This window comes from Methylorubrum pseudosasae (assembly GCF_029504475.1).
Taxonomy (GTDB): domain Bacteria; phylum Pseudomonadota; class Alphaproteobacteria; order Rhizobiales; family Beijerinckiaceae; genus Methylobacterium; species Methylobacterium extorquens.
Window position 1 is genome coordinate 3,441,066 of the sequence record NZ_JAQGDU010000002.1, and the last position, 20,198, is coordinate 3,461,263.

Genomic DNA, 20,198 nt, shown 5'->3' on the forward strand with positions numbered 1-20,198 from the left:
CCGGGCCGCTTCAGCGACCCGGATATCCGAGCCGGTCGATCGAAGGATTGCCGGAGGCCGAGGGCCGATGCTTCGTCTCCTGCTCCCCTCCCTCCTCGCCATCGCCGCGGGCGTCAGCATCGTCGTCCAGCAGGTGCTGAATGCCCGCCTGCGTGCGGATCTCGGCTCCGCGGCCTGGGCCGGTTTCGCGAGCTACGCCGCCGGCCTCGCCTGCATGGCGCTGCTTGCCCTGGCTCTGCGCGATCCCCTGCCCGCAGCCGGCGTGGCGGCGCGGGTGCCGTGGTGGGCCTGGAGCGGCGGCCTGTTCGGCGCGCTCTTCATCGGGCTGGCCATCGTTCTCGTGCCGCAGCTCGGCGCCGCGGCCTTCATCGCGCTTCTCGTCGCCGGGCAGATGCTCGCCTCGGTCACCTTCGATCATTTCGGCTGGATGGCCCTCGCCCAGCGCCCCCTCGACGGTCCGCGCCTGATCGGCGTCGCCCTGCTCGTCGGCGGCGTGATCCTGATCCGGCGCTGAAAGCGGCTTCAGGCGCCGACGGCGTGCAGCGCGATCTCCCGCCGATGCGCCCGGTCGCGATGCTCGATCAGGTAGATCCCCTGCCACGTGCCGAGCGCGAGGCGGCCGTCGCGCACGGGGATGGTGAGGCCCGAGTCGGTCACCATCGTGCGGATATGGGCGGGCATGTCGTCCGGCCCCTCCATGCCGTGGACATACTGCCGGTGCCGCGGCGCGAACCCGTCGAGCGCGGTCATCAGATCGACGCGCACATCCGGGTCGGCGTTCTCCTGGATCGTCAGCGAGGCCGAGGTGTGCCGGCAGAACACGCTGACGAGGCCGGAATGGATGCCGCTCTCCGCGACGAAATCCGCCACGGCCTCGGTGATATCGGTAAAGCCCGGCCCGGGCGTGGCGACCGTCACCCGCGCACTTGCCTGCCGGGTCACTTCGGCCGTCGAAAACCCTTCGAGCGGCCCGATCTTTCCGGCACTTCTGCCCGCCTGTCTCATTCCGATGCCTCCATCGCGGCGCCCGGCGCGACCTCGCGCTCGCCGCGCGCCAGAATCCGTTCCAGCACATCGACCCGGTCGGCCTCCGCGGCCGGCTTGTCCCAGCGGATGCGGCTGACGCGGGGGAAGCGCATCGCCACGCCGGATTTGTGCCGCGTCGAGCGCTGCACGCCCTCGAAGGCGATCTCCAGCACCAGCCCAGCCTCGCGGCCATAGGCGACCTCGCGCACCGGGCCGAAGCGCTTGGTCGTATGGTTGCGGACGTAGCGGTCGAGCTTCTGCAGCTCGGCATCGGTGAAGCCGTGATAGGCCTTGCCGACCGGCACCAGTTCCTCGCCTTCCGCCCCCTCGCGCCAGCAGCCGAAGGTGTAGTCCGAGTAGAACGACGAGCGCTTCCCGTGGCCGCGCTGGGCGTACATCATCACCGCATCGACCACGTAGGGCTCGCGCTTCCACTTCCACCACGGGCCCTTGGGGCGGCCCGGCAGGTAGGGGCTGTTGAGCCGCTTGAGCATCACGCCCTCGATGGCGTCGGCATCCGCGCCGGCGCCCGCCGAGGCCGGGTCGGCGCGGGCGGCGGCTACCTCGTCCCAGGTGGCGAAGGGGACGAGCGGCGACAGGTCGATCCGGGCATGGTCGAGCCGCCGGACCAGGGCCTCCAGCCGGGGGCGGCGCTCGGCGAAGGGCAGCGGGCGCAAGTCCTCGCCCTCGGCCGCCAGCACGTCGTAGGCGCGGACATGGGCCGGGAACTCCTCCAGGAGCTTGCCCGTCACCGCCTTCCGGTTGAGCCGCTGCTGGAGCACGTTGAAGCTCTGGACCCGCCCCTCGCGCAGGATCAGCAATTCGCCGTCGATCGCGCCGTCGAAGGTGATCGCTTCGGCGAGGTCGGGGAACGCGTCGGAAATGTCCTCGCCGGTGCGCGAGTAGACTTTTTGGACCTGCCGGCCCTGGCCGTCGCGCCCGCCCGCGAGCTGGACGCGGATGCCGTCCCATTTCCACTCCGCCGAGAACGCCTCCGGCTCGAGCTTGTCGAGGTCTTCGAACTCTTCCACCGGGTGCGAGAGCATCGGCGGCCGGAACGGGGCCGGGTTTCGGCTCTCCGGCCGCTCGCCCCGGCCCTCCACCCATGCGAACAGCTCGGTGTAGGGCGGTTTCAGCCCGTGCCAGACTTCCTCGACCGCATCCGCCTCGTGGCCGCCGAGCGCGCCGACCGCCGTCTTGGCCAGACGGGCCGAGACGCCGACGCGCAGGTTGCCGGTGACGAGCTTGAGGAGGGCCCAGCGCCCGGTCTCGTCGAGGGCGTCGAGCCAGTGGGCGAGATGCTGCGGCAGTTCGCGCTTCGGGGTGGAGGCGAGCGTTTCGACGACCTCGGCGAGGGTGGGGACGGAGGGCGGCGGGTTGTTGTGGCCCGGACCGGGGGGATCCCCTCTCCCCGCTTGCGGGGAGAGAGCTCTGCCGACCTCGTCGTCGGCAGAGCGAGCCGGCAGGCGACGGTGAGGGGGCGACTCCGAAAGAGCCTCATCCTTCAAGGCCCCCTCTCCCCGCATGCGGGGAGAGGGGTTCTCCTCCGGCCCCGGCCAGATCAGCGCCGTCGTCTCGGCGAGATCGCCGACATAGTTGTGCGAGAGCGAAAACAGCACCGGATCGACCCGCTCTTCCACCAGCCCGCGGATCAGCGCCGGCTTGGCCTCGCGGAAGGTGAGGCCGCCGGTCATGGCGGCGAGCGCCCAGCCGCGCTCCGGGTCGGCGGTGCCGGCGAAGAAATCCTGGAGCAGGCGCAGCTTGGCGTTACGGCGCGGCTCGTAGGCGAGGCGGTCGAGGAGGTGGGCGAAGTCGTTCACGCCGAGGCCTCCTCCATCCGCGGGTCGTGTCCCGGATCGGGCTCGGCCTCGCCGTCGTCGCCATACCCTAAGAGGTGCAGCGGCTTGGCGCGGATGCCGCGCGTGCCGCACCAATGCACCAGCGCGTCCTCCTGGCCATGCGTCACCCAGACCTCCTCGGCCCCCGTGTCGAGGATCGTCCGGCACAGGTCCGGCCAGTCGGAATGGTCGGAAATGACGAGCGGCAGCTCGACGCCCTTCTGCCGGGCGCGGGCGCGCACCCGCATCCAGCCCGAGGCGAAGGCGGTAACCGGATCGGGGAATTTGCGCGACCATACGTCCTGAATCGAGGACGGCGGGCAGAGCACGATGGCGCCGTGCAGGGACTTCCGGTCCGCGGCCACCACCTTCGGCGTCTCGCCGAGCGGCACGCCTTCCCGCTTGTAGAGTTCGGTCAGCTTCTCCATCGCGCCGTGCAGATGGATCGGCCGGTCCCAGCCCTCCTCACGCAGCAGCGCCATCACCCGCTGCGCCTTGCCGAGCGCGTAGGCGCCGACGATGTGGGCGCGCTCGGGAAACAGCGTCACCGAGTCGATCAGCTTACGCACCTCGCCCCGCGTGTCGGGATGGCGGAAGACCGGCAGGCCGAAGGTGGCCTCGGTGATGAACACGTCGCAGGGCACCACTTCGAACGGCAGGCAGGTCGGATCGGGCGCGCGCTTGTAGTCGCCGGAGACGACGATGCGTTTGCCCCCGCGCTCGATCGCGATCTGCGCCGATCCGAGCACATGGCCGGCGGGGGCGAAGAACACGGTGACGTCGCCGATTCGCATCCGCTCGCCCAGCCGCGCCTCCTGGCGGGTCGTGCAGAAATCCTCGCCGTAGCGCACGGCCATGATCCGCAGGGTCTCGGGCGTGGCCAGCACCGTGCCGTGGCCGGCGCGGGCGTGGTCGGCATGACCGTGGGTGATCAGCGCCCGCTCGACCGGCCGCGTCGGATCGACGTGGAAGCGCCCGAGCGGACAATAGAGGCCCTCGCGGGTCAGGGTGAGGAGATCGGAGGCGCGTTGCGACATCGGCCGGGATATAGGGCGGAGGTTTACCAAGGCCGCAAACGCACGATGTCCCGACAGCGCTCCTCCGGCGATCTCCTCGCCGACCGCCGCTACGCCTATGCCGAGGCCTGCCTCGCGGAGGACGACCCCGCCGGGGCGGCGGAGATGGCGGAGCAGGCACTCGAACGCGCGCCCGGCTACGCACCCGCTTGGTTTCTGCTCGGGCGCGCCCGCGAGACCGTGTTCGGGCACAGCCGCGACGCGGCCGACCGGCAAGCGGCGCTCGCGGCCTTCGGGCGGGCGCTCGATCTCGATCCGGAGGATGCGCTGGGCAGCCGCCTGCATCTCGCCGCGCTTGGCGGAGGCGATGCGCTCGCGGCGATCACGCCGGCCTATATTCGCGCGCTGTTCGACGGCTACGCCCCGCGCTTCGAACGGCATCTGGTGGACGAGCTCGGCTATTGCGGGCCGGCGCTGATGGTCGCGGCCCTCGACGCGCTTCCGCGGCCGGACCCGTCTTGTGCGCCGCAACACTTCCCGAACGGGCTCGATCTCGGCTGCGGCACCGGCCTGATGGGGCGGGCGCTTGCGGGCCGGGTCGGGCGTCTGGCGGGTTGCGACCTCTCCCCTGCCATGCTGGCGCTGGCCGGCCGAACCGGGCTCTACGAGCGCTTGGTCGAAGCCGACCTCGTCACGTTCCTCGCGGCCGAGCCGGCGGCCTCCGCCGACCTGATCGTGGCTGCCGACGTCTTCATCTATCTGGGGGATTTGACGTCGGCCCTCTCGGGAATAGCCCGCGTACTGCGGCCCGGCGGGCTGGCCGCCTTCACCGTCCAGTCCCCGCAACCGGAGGAATCGGGCGTCGTGCTCGGTGCCGACGGGCGCTACGCCCATGCCGACACCTACCTGCGAGAGGCGGTCGAGCAGGCTCATCTGGTCATCGCCGAGATGCGCCCGGCGGCCATTCGCCGCCAAAGGAAGTCTAACGTGCCCGGCCGGATCTTAATCCTACACAAACACTTGATCGGAGCCGGTGCAATGGACGCAACCGGACAGCCGTAATACCGTTGTGCTGCGGAGCAACATCAGAGGAACCGATGGCTGACGAGTCCAACAAGGCCTTTCCGGCAAGTCCAGTGACACGTGTACCAATCGCGCTGATGCTCGCGGGCACCGCAGGTGCCGCCGACTCGATCGGCTTCCTCGAATTCTCCCAGCTCTTCATGTCGTTCATGAGCGGCAACACCACGCGGTTCGGCGTGGCCGTCGCCGGCTTCGACTGGGACGGCGCCACCCGGTTCGCCAGCGTGATCGCGCTGTTCTGCTTCGGCGCCTGCATCGGCACGCTGATCGCGGCCTGGTCCGGCCGGTTCCGGCTTACGGTCCTGCTGATCATCCAGGCCGTGCTGTTCGCCATCGGCCTGTTCGTTCCGTTCGGCACCACGGCCTTCCCGCTCCACGCCTACCCGATCGTTCTGGCGCTCGGCATCCAGAACGCGACGCTTCAGGACGAGGCGGGCCGCAGCCTCGCCATCACCTACGTCACGGGAACGGTGGTGCGCTTCGGTGCGGGCATCGCCAACCTGATCCTGCACAAGCCGGCCCCCTCTTTCTGGCTGCAGGCGCCGCTCTGGGGCGCGCTCAGCACGGGCGCCGTGATCGGCGGCTTCCTGCACGGCTGGTACGGCGAGCGGGCCTTCCTGTTCCCGGCCGGACTCGCGGCGCTGCTGGCCGTGGTCTCGCTGGTGCTGACGGTCCTGCTCAAGGACACGCCCTACGTTTCCGGCCTCGCTGCTCCGCAGCCCGACGCGCATCCGGAAGCCAAGCCGACGGCGACCGTTCCCGCCGCCACCTGACGCTCGGCGGCCGTCAATCGTCCCCGGGGCCGCCGCGCAGCCGTTTGACACTGCTGCGGCGGCTCTTTTCGTCGAGGCGCCGCTTCTTCGAGGCCAGTGTCGGCCGGGTGGCGCGGCGCGGCGTCGGCGGCACCGCCGCTTCCGCCACCAGCGCCGCGAGCCGTTCGCGGGCATCGGCCCGGTTGCGCTCCTGCGTGCGGAAGCGCTGGGCGTTGATGACGAGCACGCCCTCCCCCGTCAGCCGCCGGCCGGCGAGCCGCATCAGCCGCACCGCCACCGCGTCGGGCAGGCTGCGGGAGCGGCGCACGTCGAAGCGAAGCTGCACCGCCGTGGACAGCTTGTTGACGTTCTGTCCGCCCGGGCCCGAGGCGCGCACGAAGGCCTCCTCGAGTTCGGCCTCGTCGATCTCGATCTGCGGCGTGCACTGGAGCGCCACGGCGGGTTCCCTTCCCTAAAAGCGTTCGGCCTCAACCGGCCTCGCCCGGCGTTCGGGCACGCACCGCCAGGGCGTGCAGACCGCGCTTGAAGGCGTCGTCGAGAAGTCCGTTGACGATCCGGTGGCGTTCGACCCGGCTCTTCCCTTCGAAGGCCGCCGACACGACATCCAGTCGGAAATGGGTCTCGCCCTCCGGCCGGGCGCCGGAATGGCCGGCATGCAGGTGCGACTCGTCGGTCACATCGAGCGCGGTCGGTGCCAACTCGGCCTCCAGGCGCTCGGCGATCCAGTCCTTCAGGGTCCCGGTCATCATGTCCTCGCTGCGAACGGAAGCGCTACGGCCGTGCATTTGCCGTGTGTCGGAGGCGTTTGCCCGGCGCGGTCCCGGCACAAAAGCGTCAACCCCGGATCGATGCATGCGGCATCAGGCCCAACGGCCTTTTCGTCGGCGCGTCCGCCCCTCATAATCGGCCCGTCATGGATCTCAACTCGCCGCTGTTCGACCGCATCCGTATCAAGCCGACCTGTGACGATCCCAAGCCGGGAGCGAAGGCGGGGGCGAAGGCCGGCGCGCGCGCGAAGGCCGGTGCGGCCACGGCCGAGGCGTCCTGCGAGGCGGAAGGCTGCACCCATCCCGGCCTCTACCGCGCCCCCAAGGGCCGCAGGCAGGAGGGGCAGTACTGGCGCTTCTGCATCGACCACGTGCGCGCCTACAACGCCTCCTACAATTACTTCGACGGCATGAACGATGCCGCGGTCGAAGCCTACCAGAAGGATGCGATCATCGGCCATCGGCCGACCTGGTCGATGGGCATGAACGCGGCGGCCGCCACGGCCGAGGGGAAGGCCAAGGGGGCCCAGCCCGAGGCCGAGCGTGACTGGGCCTATGCCGACCCGCTGGGAATCCTGCGGGCGAACGGGGTCGGCGGCGGGGCGGCCGGCCGGCGTCAGGCCGAGCCGGAGCCGCAGCGTCCCCGCCACTCGGCGGCGGTGCGCAAGGCGCTCGACGTGATGGGGCTCGACGAGACGGCCGACACCGCGGCGATCAAGGCGCAGTACAAGACGCTGGTGAAGCGCTTCCACCCGGACGCCAATGGCGGCGACCGCTCCTTCGAGGAGCGCCTGCGCGACATCATCCGTGCCCACGACGTGTTGCGCGCCGCCGGGCTGTGCTGACCCGCGCCGCTTGGGCCGCCACTCAATCGGGTGCGAAGCCGGGGATGCGAACGGGCAATGCGTCGAATGCCGGTCCGCCCGGCGGCGGGTGGGGCAGCAAATGTCCGCGCGCGCCCTATATTTCTCGGATACCGCTTCTATGTGAAGCCGGCTTCCCCGGATGACTCCTCCGTTTCGCCGAGCCCTCTTTCTGGCTGAGCCCCCTTGGCGATGCCGAGGGGCGGTGATTAAGGAAGACATCCGCCCGCTTCCCTGTGGGCCGCCCGGCAGGTGAGTGACGATTGAAAGCGCGGTCGCGCGGGTTCACGCCCGCTCCCGGCCGCCCCGATGAGGTTCCGTATGCTGTCTGACGAAACGCCCGCTTCCCTGCCCGACCGCCAGGTTTCCGTCCGCGAGGTGTTCGGCATCGACCTCGACCTGAAGGTGCCGGCCTATTCCGAGCCCGAGGAGCACGTGCCGGATCTCGATCCGGACTACATCTTCGACCGGGAGACGACGCTGTCGATCCTGGCGGGCTTTGCCCGGAACCGCCGCGTGATGGTCACCGGCTATCACGGCACCGGCAAGTCGACGCATATCGAGCAGGTCGCGGCACGGCTGAACTGGCCCTGCATCCGGATCAACCTCGACAGCCACGTCTCGCGCATCGACCTCGTCGGCAAGGACGCCATCGTCCTGAAGGACGGCAAGCAGGTCACGGCCTTCCAGGACGGCATCCTGCCCTGGGCCCTGCAGAACAATGTCGCGCTCGTCTTCGACGAGTACGATGCCGGCCGCCCCGACGTGATGTTCGTGATCCAGCGCGTGCTGGAGCTCTCCGGCCGCCTGACGCTGCTCGACCAGAAGCGCGTCATCCGCCCGCATCCGGGCTTCCGCCTGTTCGCCACCGCCAACACGGTCGGCCTCGGCGACACGTCCGGCCTCTATCACGGCACCCAGCAGATCAACCAGGGTCAGATGGACCGCTGGTCGATCGTGACCACGCTGAACTACCTGCCGCACGACCGCGAGGTCGACATCGTGCTCTCGAAGTCGCCGCACTACCAGAGCGAGGGCGGGCGCGACACCGTGAGCCGGATGGTGCGCGTGGCCGATCTGACCCGCAACGCGTTCATGAACGGCGACCTCTCGACCGTGATGAGCCCGCGCACGGTCATCACCTGGGCCGAGAATGCCGACATCTTCCGCGATATCGGCTTCGCCTTCCGGGTGACGTTCCTCAACAAGTGCGACGAGCTGGAACGGCCCCTGGTGGCCGAGTTCTACCAGCGCGCCTTCGGCAAGGAACTGCCCGAGAGCGCGCTCAACGTCGCCTTGAGCTGACCTGACGGCGCCGTCCCCGCCCGCGCCCGGCGTGCGGCGGGGACGGCGCCCCTCTCCCCGTGACCGGGGGCGATCCCCCGGCCGGGCCTCCGAACTCGATCCGGTGGCGTCCGCGAAGATATGGCCCTGACCAACCGCCCCAAGACCGGCGACCGCAAGGAGCCCGGCGCCGAGCCGCTGAAGCGCTCGGTGGCCGGCTGCCTGCGCGCCATCGCCAAGCGGCCCGAAATCGAGGTCACCTATGCCAGCGATCGGCCGGCGCTGATCGGTGACAAGGCGCGCCTGCCGGAGCCGACCCGGCGGATCACCGCCGAGGACGCGGCGATCCTGCGCGGGCATTCCGATTCCATGGCCCTGCGCCTCGGCTGCCATGACACCAGCGTCCACCGCCGCCTCGCCCCCGACAACGCAGCCGCCCGCGCGGTCTACGACGCGGTCGAGCAGGCGCGCGTCGAGGCGATCGGCTCGCGCCGCCTGGAAGGCGTGGCCGCCAACATCACCGCGATGCTGGAGGACCGCTACCACCGCGGTGGCAAGTACGAGAACATCACCGACCGCGCCGACGCGCCGATGGAGGATGCCGTCGCGCTGATGGTGCGCGAGCGCCTGACCGGCCAGAAGCCGCCGCCCGCCGCCGCCCGGATCGTCGAGCTGTGGCGCGAACATATCGAGGCCCGCGCCGGCAAGAACCTCGACGGATTGCTCGGCTCGCTCGAGAACCAGCGCCACTTCGCCCGCTCCGTGCGCGATCTCCTCTCGTCCCTCGACATGGCCGACGAGACGCCTCTCGATCAGGACGACGAGAGCGACGAGGACGAGAACCAAGCCCAGGACGACGAGCAGCAGCCGAGCGAGGGCGAGGCGGAGGAGCAGAGCCAGGGCGACCGCGCCGAGATCGAGGTGACCGACGAGGCCACCGACGAACTCGACGAGGGCGCCACCGAATCCGCCGACGCTCCCTCCGGCGAGCTGCCGGAAGAGGCCGAGGACGCGGAGTCGGAGGAGGCTTCCGAATCCTGGCGCCCGCCGAGCCAGCGCGGCAACGAGCGCACCGGCCCCGACTACAAGGTCTACAACCCGCGCTTCGACGAGACCGTCGAGGCCGAGGATCTGTGCGACGCCGAGGAACTCGCGCGCCTGCGCAGCTATCTCGACAAGCAGCTCGCCCACCTTCAAGGCGTCGTCGGCCGCCTCGCCAACCGTCTCCAGCGCCGTCTGCTGGCGCAGCAGAGCCGCGCTTGGGATTTCGATCTTGAAGAGGGCCAGCTCGATCCGGCTCGGCTCGTTCGCGTCGTCACCGATCCGTTCCAGCCGCTCTCCTTCAAGCAGGAGAAGGACACCGACTTCCGCGACACGGTGGTCACGCTGCTGCTCGACAATTCCGGCTCGATGCGCGGGCGCCCGATCACCGTGGCCGCGACCTGCGCCGACATTCTCGCGCGCACGCTGGAGCGCTGCGGCGTGAAGGTCGAGATTCTCGGCTTCACCACCCGCGCCTGGAAGGGCGGTCAGTCCCGCGAGGCGTGGCTCGCCGGCGGCAAGCCGCCCGCTCCCGGCCGCCTCAACGACCTGCGCCACATCATCTACAAGAGCGCCGACGCGCCGTGGCGCCGTGCGCGCAAGAACCTCGGGCTGATGATGCGCGAGGGGCTCCTGAAGGAGAACATCGACGGCGAGGCGCTGGATTGGGCCCACAAGCGCCTGCTGGCGCGGCCGGAGCAGCGCCGGATCCTGATGGTAATCTCCGACGGAGCGCCGGTCGACGACTCGACGCTCTCGGTCAATCCCGGCAACTACCTCGAGCGCCACCTGCGCTACATGATCGAGGAGATCGAGACCCGCTCACCGGTCGAATTGCTCGCCATCGGCATCGGCCACGACGTGACGCGCTACTACCGCCGTGCCGTGACGATCATCGATGCCGAGGAGCTCGGCGGCGCGATGACGGAAAAGCTCGCCGAGCTGTTCGAGGAGAACACGGGCGCGTCGCGCGGCGGTGGGATGAAGCGGGTCGCCGGGCGGCGCTGAACCGGCGGTTCTCCGGAGCGGCAAAGCTCCGGTTGGCAAGCGGTCTTCGCCGTCCTACCGTGTGGAAGCGTTGCCTCCAGCGAGGACCTTCCGATGTCGGGTGATGTGCGTGGCGTGCCGCGCCTGCTCCTCAGGATCGAGGGAGCGGCGCTGCTCGTCTGTGCCCTCGCCGGGTATGCCTGGATGGGCCAATCCTGGTGGCTGTGGGCGGCCCTGATCCTTCTCCCCGACCTCAGCATGATCGGGTATCTGGCCGGTCCCCGAATCGGCGCAGCGAGCTACAACGCGGCTCACACGACCACGGTCCCGCTCCTGCTGCTGGCGGCCTCACTGGTCCTCGGACGTCCGATGGCAGCCGGGCTGGCTCTCGTCTGGCTGGCACATATCGGGCTCGACCGCGCCGTGGGGTACGGGCTGAAATATGTCGGCGGCTTCAAAGACACCCATCTCGGCTCACTTGGACGGGCGGGAGAGACGTCGCGCGTGAAACTCAGCCGCGTCTAACGTGAGCGCTGGCGCGCGGACGGCTATTTCTTGCGGTCCGAGCCGTCCGCTTCTATGCGGCTCAGGATCATACGGCCCTCGAAGCCGTCGAAGCCGCCGCTATAGGTGAACCGGTTGAGCGCGAGCTGCTGTCGTCGCTCCGAGGTCAACTCGCTGCCCTGATAGAGACGATGTGCGTTCCCGATATGCCGCCGCCCCTTCGCGGGGGGTGTGCTGTACGGCTTCGGCATTCACGCGCTCCCTTCGGTCCTGCGTTCGTGTTCGATTCGCATCTCAAACTAGAGAACGGCACCGCTTCGCGACAGGTGCCACGATCCGGACCGCGTCAGAACGGACTGATCGGGAAAAACCGCAGATACAGCTCGGCGTATTTCCCGTCGTCCCATACCCGCTGCAACGCGTCGTCGAGGGCACGGGCCAAAGCCGCGTCCTCGGTGCGGGTGACGAAGCCGATGCCTTCACCGAAATAGCGATTCTCCAGATAATCGCCGCCGGAATAGGTGCAGCAACCCTCCGCCTCCTGGCCGTTCAGCCAGAGCGCGAGGCTCAAGCCGTCGGCGAACAGGTACTCGACCTCGCCGCGCTTGAGCGCGCTCTGGGCCGCCGAGAGGTCGGTGAAGGTCTTTCTCGTGGCGTTGGGGAAGAAGGCCTTCAGATAGGCCTCGTGAGCGCTGCCCTCGACGATCCCGACGTTCCGCCCGGCGAGTGCAGTCGTCGAGGGGGCGGGCAGGCTGCGGTCCTTGCGGGCGATGAAGCGGGCCGGCCAGCGGAAATAGGGCCGCGTCGCCAGGAACCGCGCCCGCAGGCCCGGCGTCAGGGGCACGGCGGCGGCCACGACGTCACCCTGCTTGTCGGCCAGCGCATCGAGCAACGTGTCGAAGCGGCGCGCCTGCACCGTGCACGTCACCGTTAGCCGCTCGCAGACCGCGCGGGCGAGTTCCACGGCAAAGCCGGTCGGCACACCGTCGGGGCCTGCGAAATGGAGCGGCGGAAACTCGTCGTCGGTCATGAACCGAACCGCCCGACCCGTCTGAGGCGCCTCGACCCGCTCGCCGCGAGCACGGGGATTCCAGAAGTTCGGAATGCTGACCGACGGGGCCGCTGGGTCGGACGGCTGTTGTGCCTGTGCAACATTGGTTAACAAAACGATAAAGGTTGCCGCCAGTATCCGCCGCATCCTGTGGTAGCGGATTGACCCTTCGGTTGTCGGAGTGGAGCAATGCACGTCCATGGAGAGGTCCTGGCCCATGCCCCTCCCTAGCACGGCGCGGGCCCGCGGGAAGCCGTTGCCCTGTCCGACCTCGACCGCCGTCGGAGCAGCCGCGCCGCTCCGCTCCCGCTGGAAATCGGCTTCCTCGCCACCGAGGGCGTGTCCCTCGAGACGCTGAGCCGGGCCGTGATCATCGCCCGTCGCTGCGGCACCGATGCCGCCACGGCCCTTCTCAACGAGGGGCTTCTCTCCGAGGAGGTCTTCTACTGTGCGCTCGCCCGCCGGCTCGGCGCTCCATTTCTCGTTGGGCCTCTCGCGATCGGCGAAGGCGTTCCCTATGCGCGCTGTCTCATCTCCGGTGCCGCGCCGCTCGCGGGCTGCGAGGGGGGCGAAACCCTCGTCGCGGCACCGCGTGGAGCCGCGGTGGCGCGACTGATCGCGGCGGCGGACCGGCTGGCGGAGCCTCCGGCCATCACGACCCCGACGGCCCTGAGGCAGGCCCTGTTCGCCCGGTACGGCGCCGCCATTGCCGAGGACGCGTCCGAGACCCTGGGGCGTCTTCGTCCCGAATGGTCCTGCCGGCCCGGTCCGCTGGCAATCGACCTCGCACTGGCCGGCGGCGTGCTCGCCCTCGTCGTCCTGCTCGCCCGCCTCCCGACGGCGGCGGGCTTTGTCCTGCTGCTGCTGGTGCAGGGTTTAATGCTGGCGCTGCTGACCTTCCGCCTCGCCGCGGCGGCGATCGGTGCCGCCGAGATCATGCGCGCCGATGCATCCGAGCCGCGACCGATTCTACTGACGGACGACGCGCTCCCGACTTACACGGTTCTCGTCGCCCTCTACCGGGAGGCGCCGGTGGTGCCGCGTCTTCTGGGAGCGTTGCGCCGGCTCGACTATCCGGCGGCCAAGCTCGACATCAAGTTCCTGCTGGAGGCCGACGACCACGAGACCGCCGCGGCTTTCCGCGCGACACCGCTCCCGGCCCGCTTCGAGATCGTCACCGTGCCGGAGGGGATGCCGCGCACCAAGCCGCGGGCGCTGAACGTGGCTCTGCCGCTCGCCCGCGGCGAGCACCTCGTGGTCTACGACGCGGAGGATGTGATCTCGCCCGAACAGCTTCGCCTCGCCGCGACGCTGTTTGCCCGCGCGCCGGCCTCGACCGCCTGCCTCCAGGGTCGCCTCGTGATCGACAATCAGGGCGATGGCTGGCTGCCTCGCCTGTTCGCCATCGAGTACGCGGCCCTGTTCGACGTACTCGGCCCGGCCCTGGCCGCGTGGCGGATGCCGACGCCGCTCGGCGGCACCTCAACGCATTTCCGCACCCGCGTCCTGCGCCAGCTCCACGGATGGGATGCCTGGAACGTCACCGAGGATGCCGATCTCGGCCTGCGCATGGCGCTCGCGGGCTACCATGTCGGCGACCTGCCGAGCGCGACCTTCGAGGAGGCGCTCGCCCATCCGCGCAAGTGGCTGCGCCAGCGCACGCGCTGGATGAAGGGCTTTCTGCAAACGAGCTTCACCCACGGGCGGCCGCCCGCTCGACCTCTATCGCCGCCTCGGCGCGGCGGAGAGCCTGTGCGCGCTGGCGCTCCTGCCCGGCACGGTGGTCTCGGCCCTGTTCTATCCGTTCATGCTGCTCGGCGGCCTCGCCGACCTGATCATCCCGGCCGAGGACGGCGACAGCCTCGCCATCGTCAAGCGGGCGGCCTCCACGACGGTGTTCCTCGGCGCGCTCGCGGCGATGTGCCTGCCCGGCCTCGTCGGCTGCCTCCGGCGCGGCTGGTTCGATCTCGTGCCGCTCGTGCTGCTGCTGCCGGTCTACTTCCTTCTCGGCAGTCTCGCGGCATGGCTCGCCGTGTTCGAGTTGGCGCGGCACCCGCACCGCTGGAACAAGACCGAGCACGGGCTGGCCCGCACCTCCCGCACGGGAGCGCTCGCGCGGCGCCCCTCGGCGGCGATCAGATCCGCTTCGACAGCTCCGCCGCCGTCTCCGTTGCCGGCCGGTTGAGGTTGACCGCGCCGACGAAGCCGTTGCGGGCGTCCATCAGGTAGACGAGTGCGGTGTGCTCCATCGTGTAGTCGCCGCTCGAACCCGGCACTTTCTTGGCGTAGGCGCGGAAGGTCTTGACGGTCGCCGCCACCTGCTCCGGGCTGCCGGTGAGGCCGACGATGCGCGGGTCGAAGCTCGACAGGTAGGTCTTCAGCGAAGCGGGCGTGTCGCGCTCAGGGTCGACGCTGACGAAGGCGACCTTCAGCCTATCCGCCTTGGGGCCGAGCGCCGCGAGTACGTCGCTGATCTGCTGGAGCGTGGTCGGGCAGACATCGGGACAATGGGTGAAGCCGAAGAACATCAGGTAGGGCTTGCCGGCAAAATCGCGCTCGCTGATCGTCGCACCGTCCTGGTTCACCAGGGTGAAGGGACCACCGATGCCGCTCGGGCCGCTCTGCGGATGCTGCGGCACCAGCGTCATCACCAGTGCGACGGAGATCGCCACGAGCCCGGCCACGAAGGCGGCAAGCGGCAGGAGAACGCTGCGGGACGGACGCATGGGGGAACGCATGGGAGCCCTCGAAGGCGTGTCTGTGGCGGCGACCCGACGGGCGCGGCGGCCGTATGGAAAGGGCCCGGCACAGGGCATCGCCGAAAGGGGAAGCGGCGGTCCGAGCGTGTCGGGTAATGCCCCTCACATCACAGAGCCGGGGCGTGCCGCAAGCCCGCGCGACGCCGCAAGGCTTAGAGCATCATCCCGAAAGGTGGTTACCGGCTTTCGAAAAAGATGATGCAAAACAAGACGCTAGAGCATCCAGCAGGATGCTCTAGCGTCGCACGAGCCTTCGCAGCAGGGTCAGGAGGCTTCCGCGCGGATCTCGACGTCCTGGTGCGCGCTGCGGGCGTTGTGCTGGCGCAGGGCCTCGCCGACCATCAGGAGCGCCGGCCCTTCGAGTCCCGAGGCTTCGACCCGATCGGCGAGGTCGGCGGCGGTGCCGGCCACCGTCGCCTGCTTGGCCCGGGTCGCGTTGAACACGACGAGGGCCGGCGTCTCGGGTGCCAGCCCCTCGGCGACCGCCCGCTCCAGCAGGACGCGCAGCGTGCGCTTGGGCATGTAGACCACGGTGGTGACGCTGCGGTCGGCGAGCGCGCTCCAGTTCAGATCCTCCGGCAGCGCGCCGCGGCGGTCGTGGCCGGTGACGAATTGCAGGCGCCGGGCCGCGTCGCGATGAGTCAGGGAGACGCCGAGCGCGGCCGCCGCACCCTGCGCCGCGCTGACGCCGGGGACGATGGTGCAGGGAATGCCAGCGGCCTCGCACGCCTCGATCTCCTCGCCGGCCCGGCCGAAGACGAGCGGGTCGCCAGATTTCAGGCGCACCACCTGCTTGCCGGACTTCGCCAGCGAGACCATCAGCGCGTTGATGTCGTCCTGGCGGCATGACGGGCCGTGGCCGGTCTTGCCGACCAGCATGGTCCGGGCCTCGCGGCGGGCATAGTCGAGGATTTCCGGGGCGACGAGGTCGTCGTAGAGGATCACGTCGGCGTTGCGCAGCGCCCGCAGCGCTTTGAGGGTGAGCAGTTCGGCATCGCCCGGCCCGGCCCCGACCAGGGTCACGGCGCCGCCGAGGGGCAGCGCCTCGGCCTGACCCATCAGGTCGGCGAGGTCGGCTTCCGTCGGGGTGCGGTCCGGCTCGGCGAAGGCGCGGTCGGTGAAGCGCTCCCAGAAGCCGCGCCGCTCGGAGAAGCCGTGGAAGCGGGCCGAGACCACCTCGCGCCAGTCGCGGGCGGCCGCGACCCAGTGCTTGAAGCCGCGCGGCAGCATCGCCTCGATGCGCGCCCGCACCGTCTGCCCGAAGACCGGGGCGGCGCCCTCGGTCGAGATGCCGACGACGAGCGGCGAGCGGTTGACGATGGCGCCGAACTTCACGTCGCAGAGATGCGGCCGGTCGACCGCGTTGACGATGGCCCCGGCTGCGCGCGCCGCCGCGACGAAGGCAATGCAATCGTCCTCGTCCTCCATGGCACCGATGGCGAAGGCCGCGCCCTGCAGATCTTCCGGGGTCCAGCGGCGCTCGTGCAGCGTCACCGAGCCGGCGGCGATCTCGGCCGGCACGCCGCGCAGTTCCTCGCTCGGCTCCTCGGCATAGACATCGACCCGGGCGCCGGCGGCGGCGAGCAGCTTCACCTTCCAGGGTGCGCCGCCGTTGGAGCCGGCAAGCACCGCCCGCTTGTCCTGGAGCGGCACGAACACGGGCAGCACCGCCAGCGGCTCGAGGCCGGCGCGGGTTTCGCGGGGTTGGCGGGGCGTGCTCATGGTCTTTGTGTACGACTCGACTCGAGGTTCCGGTCCGCCTCGCTCATCCGAAGAGGCTGCTTTGCAGCACGTCAGGATGAGGGCGAGAGTGGGACCGGGAACCTGAAAACTGCGCCTATGCGGCGCTGCGCGCAAGCGCCGGCGACAGCAGCTTGCGGATCTCGGGGATGCATGAGCCGCAATTCGTTCCCGCCTTGCAGGCCGCGCCCACCGCCTCGACCGAGCCGGCCCCGGCAGCGATGGTCGCGGTGATGACGTCGAGACCGACGCCGTGGCAGGCGCAGACCACCGGCCCGGTCGAGGCCGTCGCCGCCCGGCCCGAGAGCAGAGTGCGCCGGTCGATCGCCTCGATGTCGGGGGCGGCAAACACCCCCTTGGCGAGTTCCCAGTCCGGCCGCCGATCCCCCGGCGCCACACTGAGCGCCGCCACGAGGTGATCGTCGCGCGTGACGACGCAGCGGTAGAGTCCGCGGGCGTGATCGACGTACTCGGCCAGTTCGTGGCCGGGGAACATCCCGCGCACGGACAAAGCCATCTCCCGCGAGCCCTCCTGGGTCGCGAAGATCAGGCCCGAGCCGCCGGAGACGGTCGCCCGTGCCCACCACCAGCCGGCGGGGGCCGCCTGGGCGTCCCGCGTCAGCAGGTAGCCGCGGGAGCGGTAGGCCACGGCCTCGACGCAAGCCGGCGTCGCCTTCAGTTCGGGTTGGCCCGAGACCGGATCGGGGATGCCGCGGGCCAGCGCCGCCGCGCGCCCGTCCGAAGCGGTCATGTCGCTCCAGTGCATCGGCACGAAGATCGAGCCCGGCAGAACGGCGTCCGTCACCGTGACTTCGAGGATCGCGCTGCCGAGATCGGTTGCGACGCGGGCGAAGCCCCCGTCGCTCAGGCGGTAGCGGGCCGCGTCGTCGGGATGGATCTCGACGAAGGGCACGGCGCGGTGGGCCGAGAGGCGCTGGCTTTTGCCCGTGCGGGTCATGGTGTGCCAGTGGTCGCGGATGCGGCCGGTATTGAGCACGAGCGGGCGCTCGGCGGTCACGGGCTGCGCCAGAGCCGGCGGCTGCACCGCGACGAAGCGGGCGCGTTGATCGAAGGTGTAGAAGCGCCCGTCGGCGAAGAGCCGGGCGCGGCCCTTCTTCGCATCCGGGCCGCGCTTCGGCACCGGCCACTGCATCGGCAGATGCACGTCGTAGGCGTGCCGGTCGATCTCGGCGAGGCCGCCGAGATCGAAGTCGCGAGTGCCGTCGTTCTCGAAGGCCGAGAGCGCGGCGTGCTCGCGGAAGATCTCGACCGCGGAATTGTAGGCGAAGGCCTCGCCGTGGCCGAGGCGGCGGGCGACGTCGCAGAGGATCGCCCAATCGGCCCGCGCCTGCCCCGGCGCCTTCAGGAAGGCGCGCTGGCGCGAGATGCGCCGCTCGGAATTCGTCACCGTGCCATCCTTCTCGCCCCAGGCGAGCGCCGGCAGCAGCACGGTCTTCTGACCCGTCGCGCGGGCGCTGTCGCTGGTCGCGACGGCTTCCGAGACGACGTAGAGGTCGAGCCCCTTGATCGCCTCGCGGATGCGGTCGGCCCGCGGCATCGAGACGAGCGGGTTGGTGCCGATCACCCACAGCGCCTTGATCTTCCCGCGCTCGATCGCCTCGAACAGGGCGACCGCCTTCATCCCCTCGCCGGTGATGATGTTGGGCGCCTTCCAGAAGCGGCGGACCCGGTCCACCTCCTCGGGGGCGAAGTGCATGTGGGCGGCGAGCATGTTGGCCAAGCCGCCGACCTCACGCCCGCCCATGGCGTTGGGCTGGCCGGTGAGCGAGAGCGGCCCCATGCCGGGCTGGCCGATCCGCCCGGTGGCGAGATGGCAGTTGATGATGGCGTTGCCCTTGTCGGTGCCCTGCGCCGACTGGTTCGCGCCCTGGCTGAAGGCGGTGACGACGCGCTTCGTTCGGGCGAACAGCTCGAAGAAGGCTTGCACGTCGGCCTCGGCCAGCCCCGTGGCGCGGGCGGTGGCGGCGGCGTCCGGCGCGATCTGTCGGGCGCGCTCCAGGGCGCCCTCGAAGCCGGCGGTGTGCTCCTCGATGAAGCGTCCATCGAGCTTGGCCTGCCCGGCGAGATAGGCGAGCAGGCCGGAGAACAGCGCGGAATCGGTGCCGGGCTGGAGGCCGAGATGCAGGTCGGCCTCCTCGCCGGTCTGCGTGCGGCGGGGATCGACGGTGACGATCTTGGTGCCGCGCTTGGTCCGCGCATCGACCATGCGGCGGAACAGGATCGGGTGGCACCACGCGGCGTTGGAGCCGACGAGCACGATCAGGTCGGCCTCATCGAGATCCTCGTAGCAGCCGGGCACCGTGTCGGAGCCGAAGGCGCGGCGGTGGGCGGCGACCGCCGAGGACATGCACAGCCGCGAATTGGTGTCGACATGCGGCGTGCCGAGGAAGCCCTTCGCCAGCTTGTTGGCAACGTAATAATCCTCCGTCAGGATCTGGCCCGAGAGGTAGAAGGCGATTGCATCCGGCCCGTGCTGCTCGGTGATCCGCCGGAGGCCGCCGGCCACGGTGCCGAGCGCGCCCTCCCAACTCACGGTCTGGCCATCGACGGTCGGGGCGAGCAGCCGGTCGCCGAGATCGACCGTCTCGCCGAGCGCCGAGCCCTTGGAGCAGAGGCGGCCGAAATTCGCCGGATGCTCGGGATCGCCCGCGATCGCCACGCCGCCCTGCCCGTCCGGAGTCGCGAGCACGCCGCAGCCGACGCCGCAATAGGGGCAGGTCGTCTTCACCGCAGGCGCGGCGAGATCGGGGGCGGGCTGAGACATCGCGAATCCTCGGCGGATTTTTTCGCCACACGGACGTTTCGGCAGAGGTCGCAAAAGTCGGGCCGGTCGCTCTCACACCACCTGAAGGTGGCCGAAAGGCCTAGCCGTCTCAGGCGGTTCGGGCCGGGGCTCGTCTGCTATCCTCGGGCGCGCTTCAAGCCGCATGGATATCCGCTGCCTCAGCCTCAGATAGCCCACAAGATCCATCAGGAGAGGAAACCATGAGCGAGTCCGCGATCCCCGCCGCCCAGCGGATCGAGCCCGTGACTGCCGAGCAGGCCGACAATGCCGGCACACCCCTGCGGGTGACGGCGACGCCGGCCGCGCTCGAACTGATCGACGAGCTGAAGGCCGCGTATGGCCCGGTGATGTTCCACCAGTCGGGGGGCTGCTGCGACGGCTCCTCGCCGATGTGCTACCCCGTCGGCGACTTCATCACCGGCGACGGCGACGTGCATCTGGGTCAGGTCGGCGGCGCGGATTTCTTCATCTCGCGCTCGCAGTTCGAGGTCTGGAAGCACACCCACATCATGCTCGACGTGGTGCCCGGCCGCGGCGGCATGTTCTCCCTGGAGAACGGCCGCGAGAAGCGCTTCCACATCCGCTCGCGCCTGTTCACGAGCGCCGAGAACGAGGCCCTGTCGGGCGCCTGCCACCTGTAGCGCGTGGTCCCGAGAGCCG

The 20,198-nt window shown here is 70.1% G+C and carries 18 protein-coding genes and 1 pseudogene; 9 read left to right on the plus strand and 10 right to left on the minus strand.

Annotation, left to right across the window (positions count from 1 at the left end; all coding sequences use genetic code 11):
* The first annotated feature begins 67 nt into the window (after nt 1–67).
* Nucleotides 68–514 (plus strand): DMT family transporter, encoded by a 447-nt coding sequence (locus M2437_RS17175; RefSeq protein WP_253388168.1) that lies wholly within the window; start codon nt 68–70, stop codon nt 512–514.
* Between the two features lie 8 nt (nt 515–522).
* Here M2437_RS17175 and M2437_RS17180 read toward each other — a convergent pair whose 3' ends face one another.
* The 3 genes from M2437_RS17180 to M2437_RS17190 are packed head-to-tail and all read right to left on the minus strand — an operon-like array spanning nt 523 to nt 3,901.
* Complete coding sequence (locus tag M2437_RS17180) at nt 523–1,005, minus strand: secondary thiamine-phosphate synthase enzyme YjbQ (RefSeq protein ID WP_253388169.1); 483 nt, start codon at nt 1,003–1,005, stop codon at nt 523–525.
* On the minus strand, nt 1,002–2,846 hold the full coding sequence (locus M2437_RS17185; RefSeq protein ID WP_253388170.1) for a cisplatin damage response ATP-dependent DNA ligase: 1,845 nt from the start codon (nt 2,844–2,846) through the stop codon (nt 1,002–1,004). Before M2437_RS17185 ends, M2437_RS17180 begins: the two co-directional genes overlap by 4 nt.
* The gene (locus M2437_RS17190; protein WP_253388171.1) at nt 2,843–3,901 is read right to left on the minus strand and encodes a ligase-associated DNA damage response exonuclease; all 1,059 of its coding nucleotides are present in this window, start codon (nt 3,899–3,901) and stop codon (nt 2,843–2,845) included. The genes M2437_RS17185 and M2437_RS17190 overlap by 4 nt, the downstream gene beginning before the upstream one ends.
* A gap of 45 nt (nt 3,902–3,946) precedes the next feature.
* On the opposite strand from M2437_RS17190, the gene M2437_RS17195 reads away from it, so the two are divergent.
* Nucleotides 3,947–4,942, plus strand: coding sequence for a methyltransferase domain-containing protein (locus M2437_RS17195; protein WP_253388172.1), 996 nt, complete (start codon nt 3,947–3,949; stop codon nt 4,940–4,942).
* 35 nt (nt 4,943–4,977) lie between these two features.
* Nucleotides 4,978–5,736 (plus strand): YoaK family protein, encoded by a 759-nt coding sequence (locus tag M2437_RS17200; protein ID WP_003603164.1) that lies wholly within the window; start codon nt 4,978–4,980, stop codon nt 5,734–5,736.
* 13 nt (nt 5,737–5,749) lie between these two features.
* Here M2437_RS17200 and arfB read toward each other — a convergent pair whose 3' ends face one another.
* Nucleotides 5,750–6,172 carry an alternative ribosome rescue aminoacyl-tRNA hydrolase ArfB gene (gene arfB, locus M2437_RS17205; RefSeq protein ID WP_012254510.1) on the minus strand — a complete coding sequence of 141 codons (423 nt, stop codon included), beginning with the start codon at nt 6,170–6,172 and terminating at the stop codon, nt 5,750–5,752.
* A 31-nt stretch (nt 6,173–6,203) separates the two neighbouring features.
* Nucleotides 6,204–6,482, minus strand: a complete 279-nt coding sequence (locus M2437_RS17210; protein ID WP_253388173.1) for a BolA family protein — start codon at nt 6,480–6,482, stop codon at nt 6,204–6,206.
* Between the two features lie 167 nt (nt 6,483–6,649).
* Here M2437_RS17210 and M2437_RS17215 point away from each other — a divergent pair, with 167 nt between their 5' ends.
* The 4 genes from M2437_RS17215 to M2437_RS17230 all read left to right on the plus strand — a co-directional run bounded on the left by M2437_RS17215 (nt 6,650) and on the right by M2437_RS17230 (nt 11,203).
* Nucleotides 6,650–7,348 (plus strand): J domain-containing protein, encoded by a 699-nt coding sequence (locus M2437_RS17215; protein WP_253388174.1) that lies wholly within the window; start codon nt 6,650–6,652, stop codon nt 7,346–7,348.
* A gap of 339 nt (nt 7,349–7,687) precedes the next feature.
* Nucleotides 7,688–8,671, plus strand: coding sequence for a cobaltochelatase subunit CobS (gene cobS / locus M2437_RS17220; protein ID WP_003600943.1), 984 nt, complete (start codon nt 7,688–7,690; stop codon nt 8,669–8,671).
* 120 nt (nt 8,672–8,791) lie between these two features.
* Nucleotides 8,792–10,699: a cobaltochelatase subunit CobT gene (gene cobT / locus M2437_RS17225; protein ID WP_253388175.1), complete on the plus strand. Its 1,908-nt coding sequence runs from the start codon at nt 8,792–8,794 to the stop codon at nt 10,697–10,699.
* A gap of 93 nt (nt 10,700–10,792) precedes the next feature.
* Nucleotides 10,793–11,203, plus strand: coding sequence for a DUF4260 domain-containing protein (locus M2437_RS17230; RefSeq protein ID WP_253388176.1), 411 nt, complete (start codon nt 10,793–10,795; stop codon nt 11,201–11,203).
* 23 nt (nt 11,204–11,226) lie between these two features.
* Here the strand turns inward: M2437_RS17230 and M2437_RS17235 are convergent, their stop codons facing one another.
* Nucleotides 11,227–11,433: a hypothetical protein gene (locus tag M2437_RS17235; RefSeq protein WP_253388177.1), complete on the minus strand. Its 207-nt coding sequence runs from the start codon at nt 11,431–11,433 to the stop codon at nt 11,227–11,229.
* 95 nt (nt 11,434–11,528) lie between these two features.
* Nucleotides 11,529–12,452, minus strand: a complete 924-nt coding sequence (locus M2437_RS17240; RefSeq protein WP_012254504.1) for a transporter substrate-binding domain-containing protein — start codon at nt 12,450–12,452, stop codon at nt 11,529–11,531.
* Nucleotides 12,453–12,572: 120 nt separating this feature from the next.
* Here M2437_RS17240 and M2437_RS17245 point away from each other — a divergent pair.
* Nucleotides 12,573–14,418 (plus strand): annotated as a pseudogene (locus tag M2437_RS17245) (glycosyltransferase family 2 protein).
* Here the strand turns inward: M2437_RS17245 and M2437_RS17250 are convergent.
* From M2437_RS17250 to M2437_RS17260, 3 genes are all read right to left on the minus strand, one after another.
* Complete coding sequence (locus tag M2437_RS17250; RefSeq protein ID WP_253388179.1) at nt 14,369–14,971, minus strand: SCO family protein; 603 nt, start codon at nt 14,969–14,971, stop codon at nt 14,369–14,371. The pseudogene M2437_RS17245 and the gene M2437_RS17250 overlap by 50 nt on opposite strands.
* A gap of 285 nt (nt 14,972–15,256) precedes the next feature.
* Entirely contained in the window at nt 15,257–16,714 is a 1,458-nt protein-coding gene (cysG, locus tag M2437_RS17255) for a siroheme synthase CysG (protein WP_253388180.1), read from the minus strand.
* A gap of 115 nt (nt 16,715–16,829) precedes the next feature.
* Nucleotides 16,830–19,517, minus strand: coding sequence for a nitrate reductase (locus M2437_RS17260; RefSeq protein ID WP_253388181.1), 2,688 nt, complete (start codon nt 19,515–19,517; stop codon nt 16,830–16,832).
* Nucleotides 19,518–19,738: 221 nt separating this feature from the next.
* Here M2437_RS17260 and M2437_RS17265 point away from each other — a divergent pair, with 221 nt between their 5' ends.
* On the plus strand, nt 19,739–20,179 hold the full coding sequence (locus M2437_RS17265; protein ID WP_253388182.1) for a DUF779 domain-containing protein: 441 nt from the start codon (nt 19,739–19,741) through the stop codon (nt 20,177–20,179).
* Nucleotides 20,180–20,198: the final 19 nt, after the last annotated feature.

What these genes read in the sequence shown, in the direction of transcription:
- M2437_RS17175 (WP_253388168.1), top strand. Translation starts at nt 68, where the DNA reads ATGCTTCGTCTCCTGCTCCCCTCCCTCCTCGCCATCGCCGCGGGCGTC.
- M2437_RS17180 (WP_253388169.1), bottom strand. Translation starts at nt 1,005, where the DNA reads ATGAGACAGGCGGGCAGAAGTGCCGGAAAGATCGGGCCGCTCGAAGGG.
- M2437_RS17190 (WP_253388171.1), bottom strand. Translation starts at nt 3,901, where the DNA reads ATGTCGCAACGCGCCTCCGATCTCCTCACCCTGACCCGCGAGGGCCTC.
- M2437_RS17195 (WP_253388172.1), top strand. Translation starts at nt 3,947, where the DNA reads ATGTCCCGACAGCGCTCCTCCGGCGATCTCCTCGCCGACCGCCGCTAC.
- M2437_RS17200 (WP_003603164.1), top strand. Translation starts at nt 4,978, where the DNA reads ATGGCTGACGAGTCCAACAAGGCCTTTCCGGCAAGTCCAGTGACACGT.
- M2437_RS17210 (WP_253388173.1), bottom strand. Translation starts at nt 6,482, where the DNA reads ATGACCGGGACCCTGAAGGACTGGATCGCCGAGCGCCTGGAGGCCGAG.
- M2437_RS17215 (WP_253388174.1), top strand. Translation starts at nt 6,650, where the DNA reads ATGGATCTCAACTCGCCGCTGTTCGACCGCATCCGTATCAAGCCGACC.
- cobS (WP_003600943.1), top strand. Translation starts at nt 7,688, where the DNA reads ATGCTGTCTGACGAAACGCCCGCTTCCCTGCCCGACCGCCAGGTTTCC.
- cobT (WP_253388175.1), top strand. Translation starts at nt 8,792, where the DNA reads ATGGCCCTGACCAACCGCCCCAAGACCGGCGACCGCAAGGAGCCCGGC.
- M2437_RS17230 (WP_253388176.1), top strand. Translation starts at nt 10,793, where the DNA reads ATGTCGGGTGATGTGCGTGGCGTGCCGCGCCTGCTCCTCAGGATCGAG.
- M2437_RS17235 (WP_253388177.1), bottom strand. Translation starts at nt 11,433, where the DNA reads ATGCCGAAGCCGTACAGCACACCCCCCGCGAAGGGGCGGCGGCATATC.
- M2437_RS17240 (WP_012254504.1), bottom strand. Translation starts at nt 12,452, where the DNA reads ATGGGCCAGGACCTCTCCATGGACGTGCATTGCTCCACTCCGACAACC.
- M2437_RS17250 (WP_253388179.1), bottom strand. Translation starts at nt 14,971, where the DNA reads ATGCGTTCCCCCATGCGTCCGTCCCGCAGCGTTCTCCTGCCGCTTGCC.
- cysG (WP_253388180.1), bottom strand. Translation starts at nt 16,714, where the DNA reads ATGAGCACGCCCCGCCAACCCCGCGAAACCCGCGCCGGCCTCGAGCCG.
- M2437_RS17260 (WP_253388181.1), bottom strand. Translation starts at nt 19,517, where the DNA reads ATGTCTCAGCCCGCCCCCGATCTCGCCGCGCCTGCGGTGAAGACGACC.
- M2437_RS17265 (WP_253388182.1), top strand. Translation starts at nt 19,739, where the DNA reads ATGAGCGAGTCCGCGATCCCCGCCGCCCAGCGGATCGAGCCCGTGACT.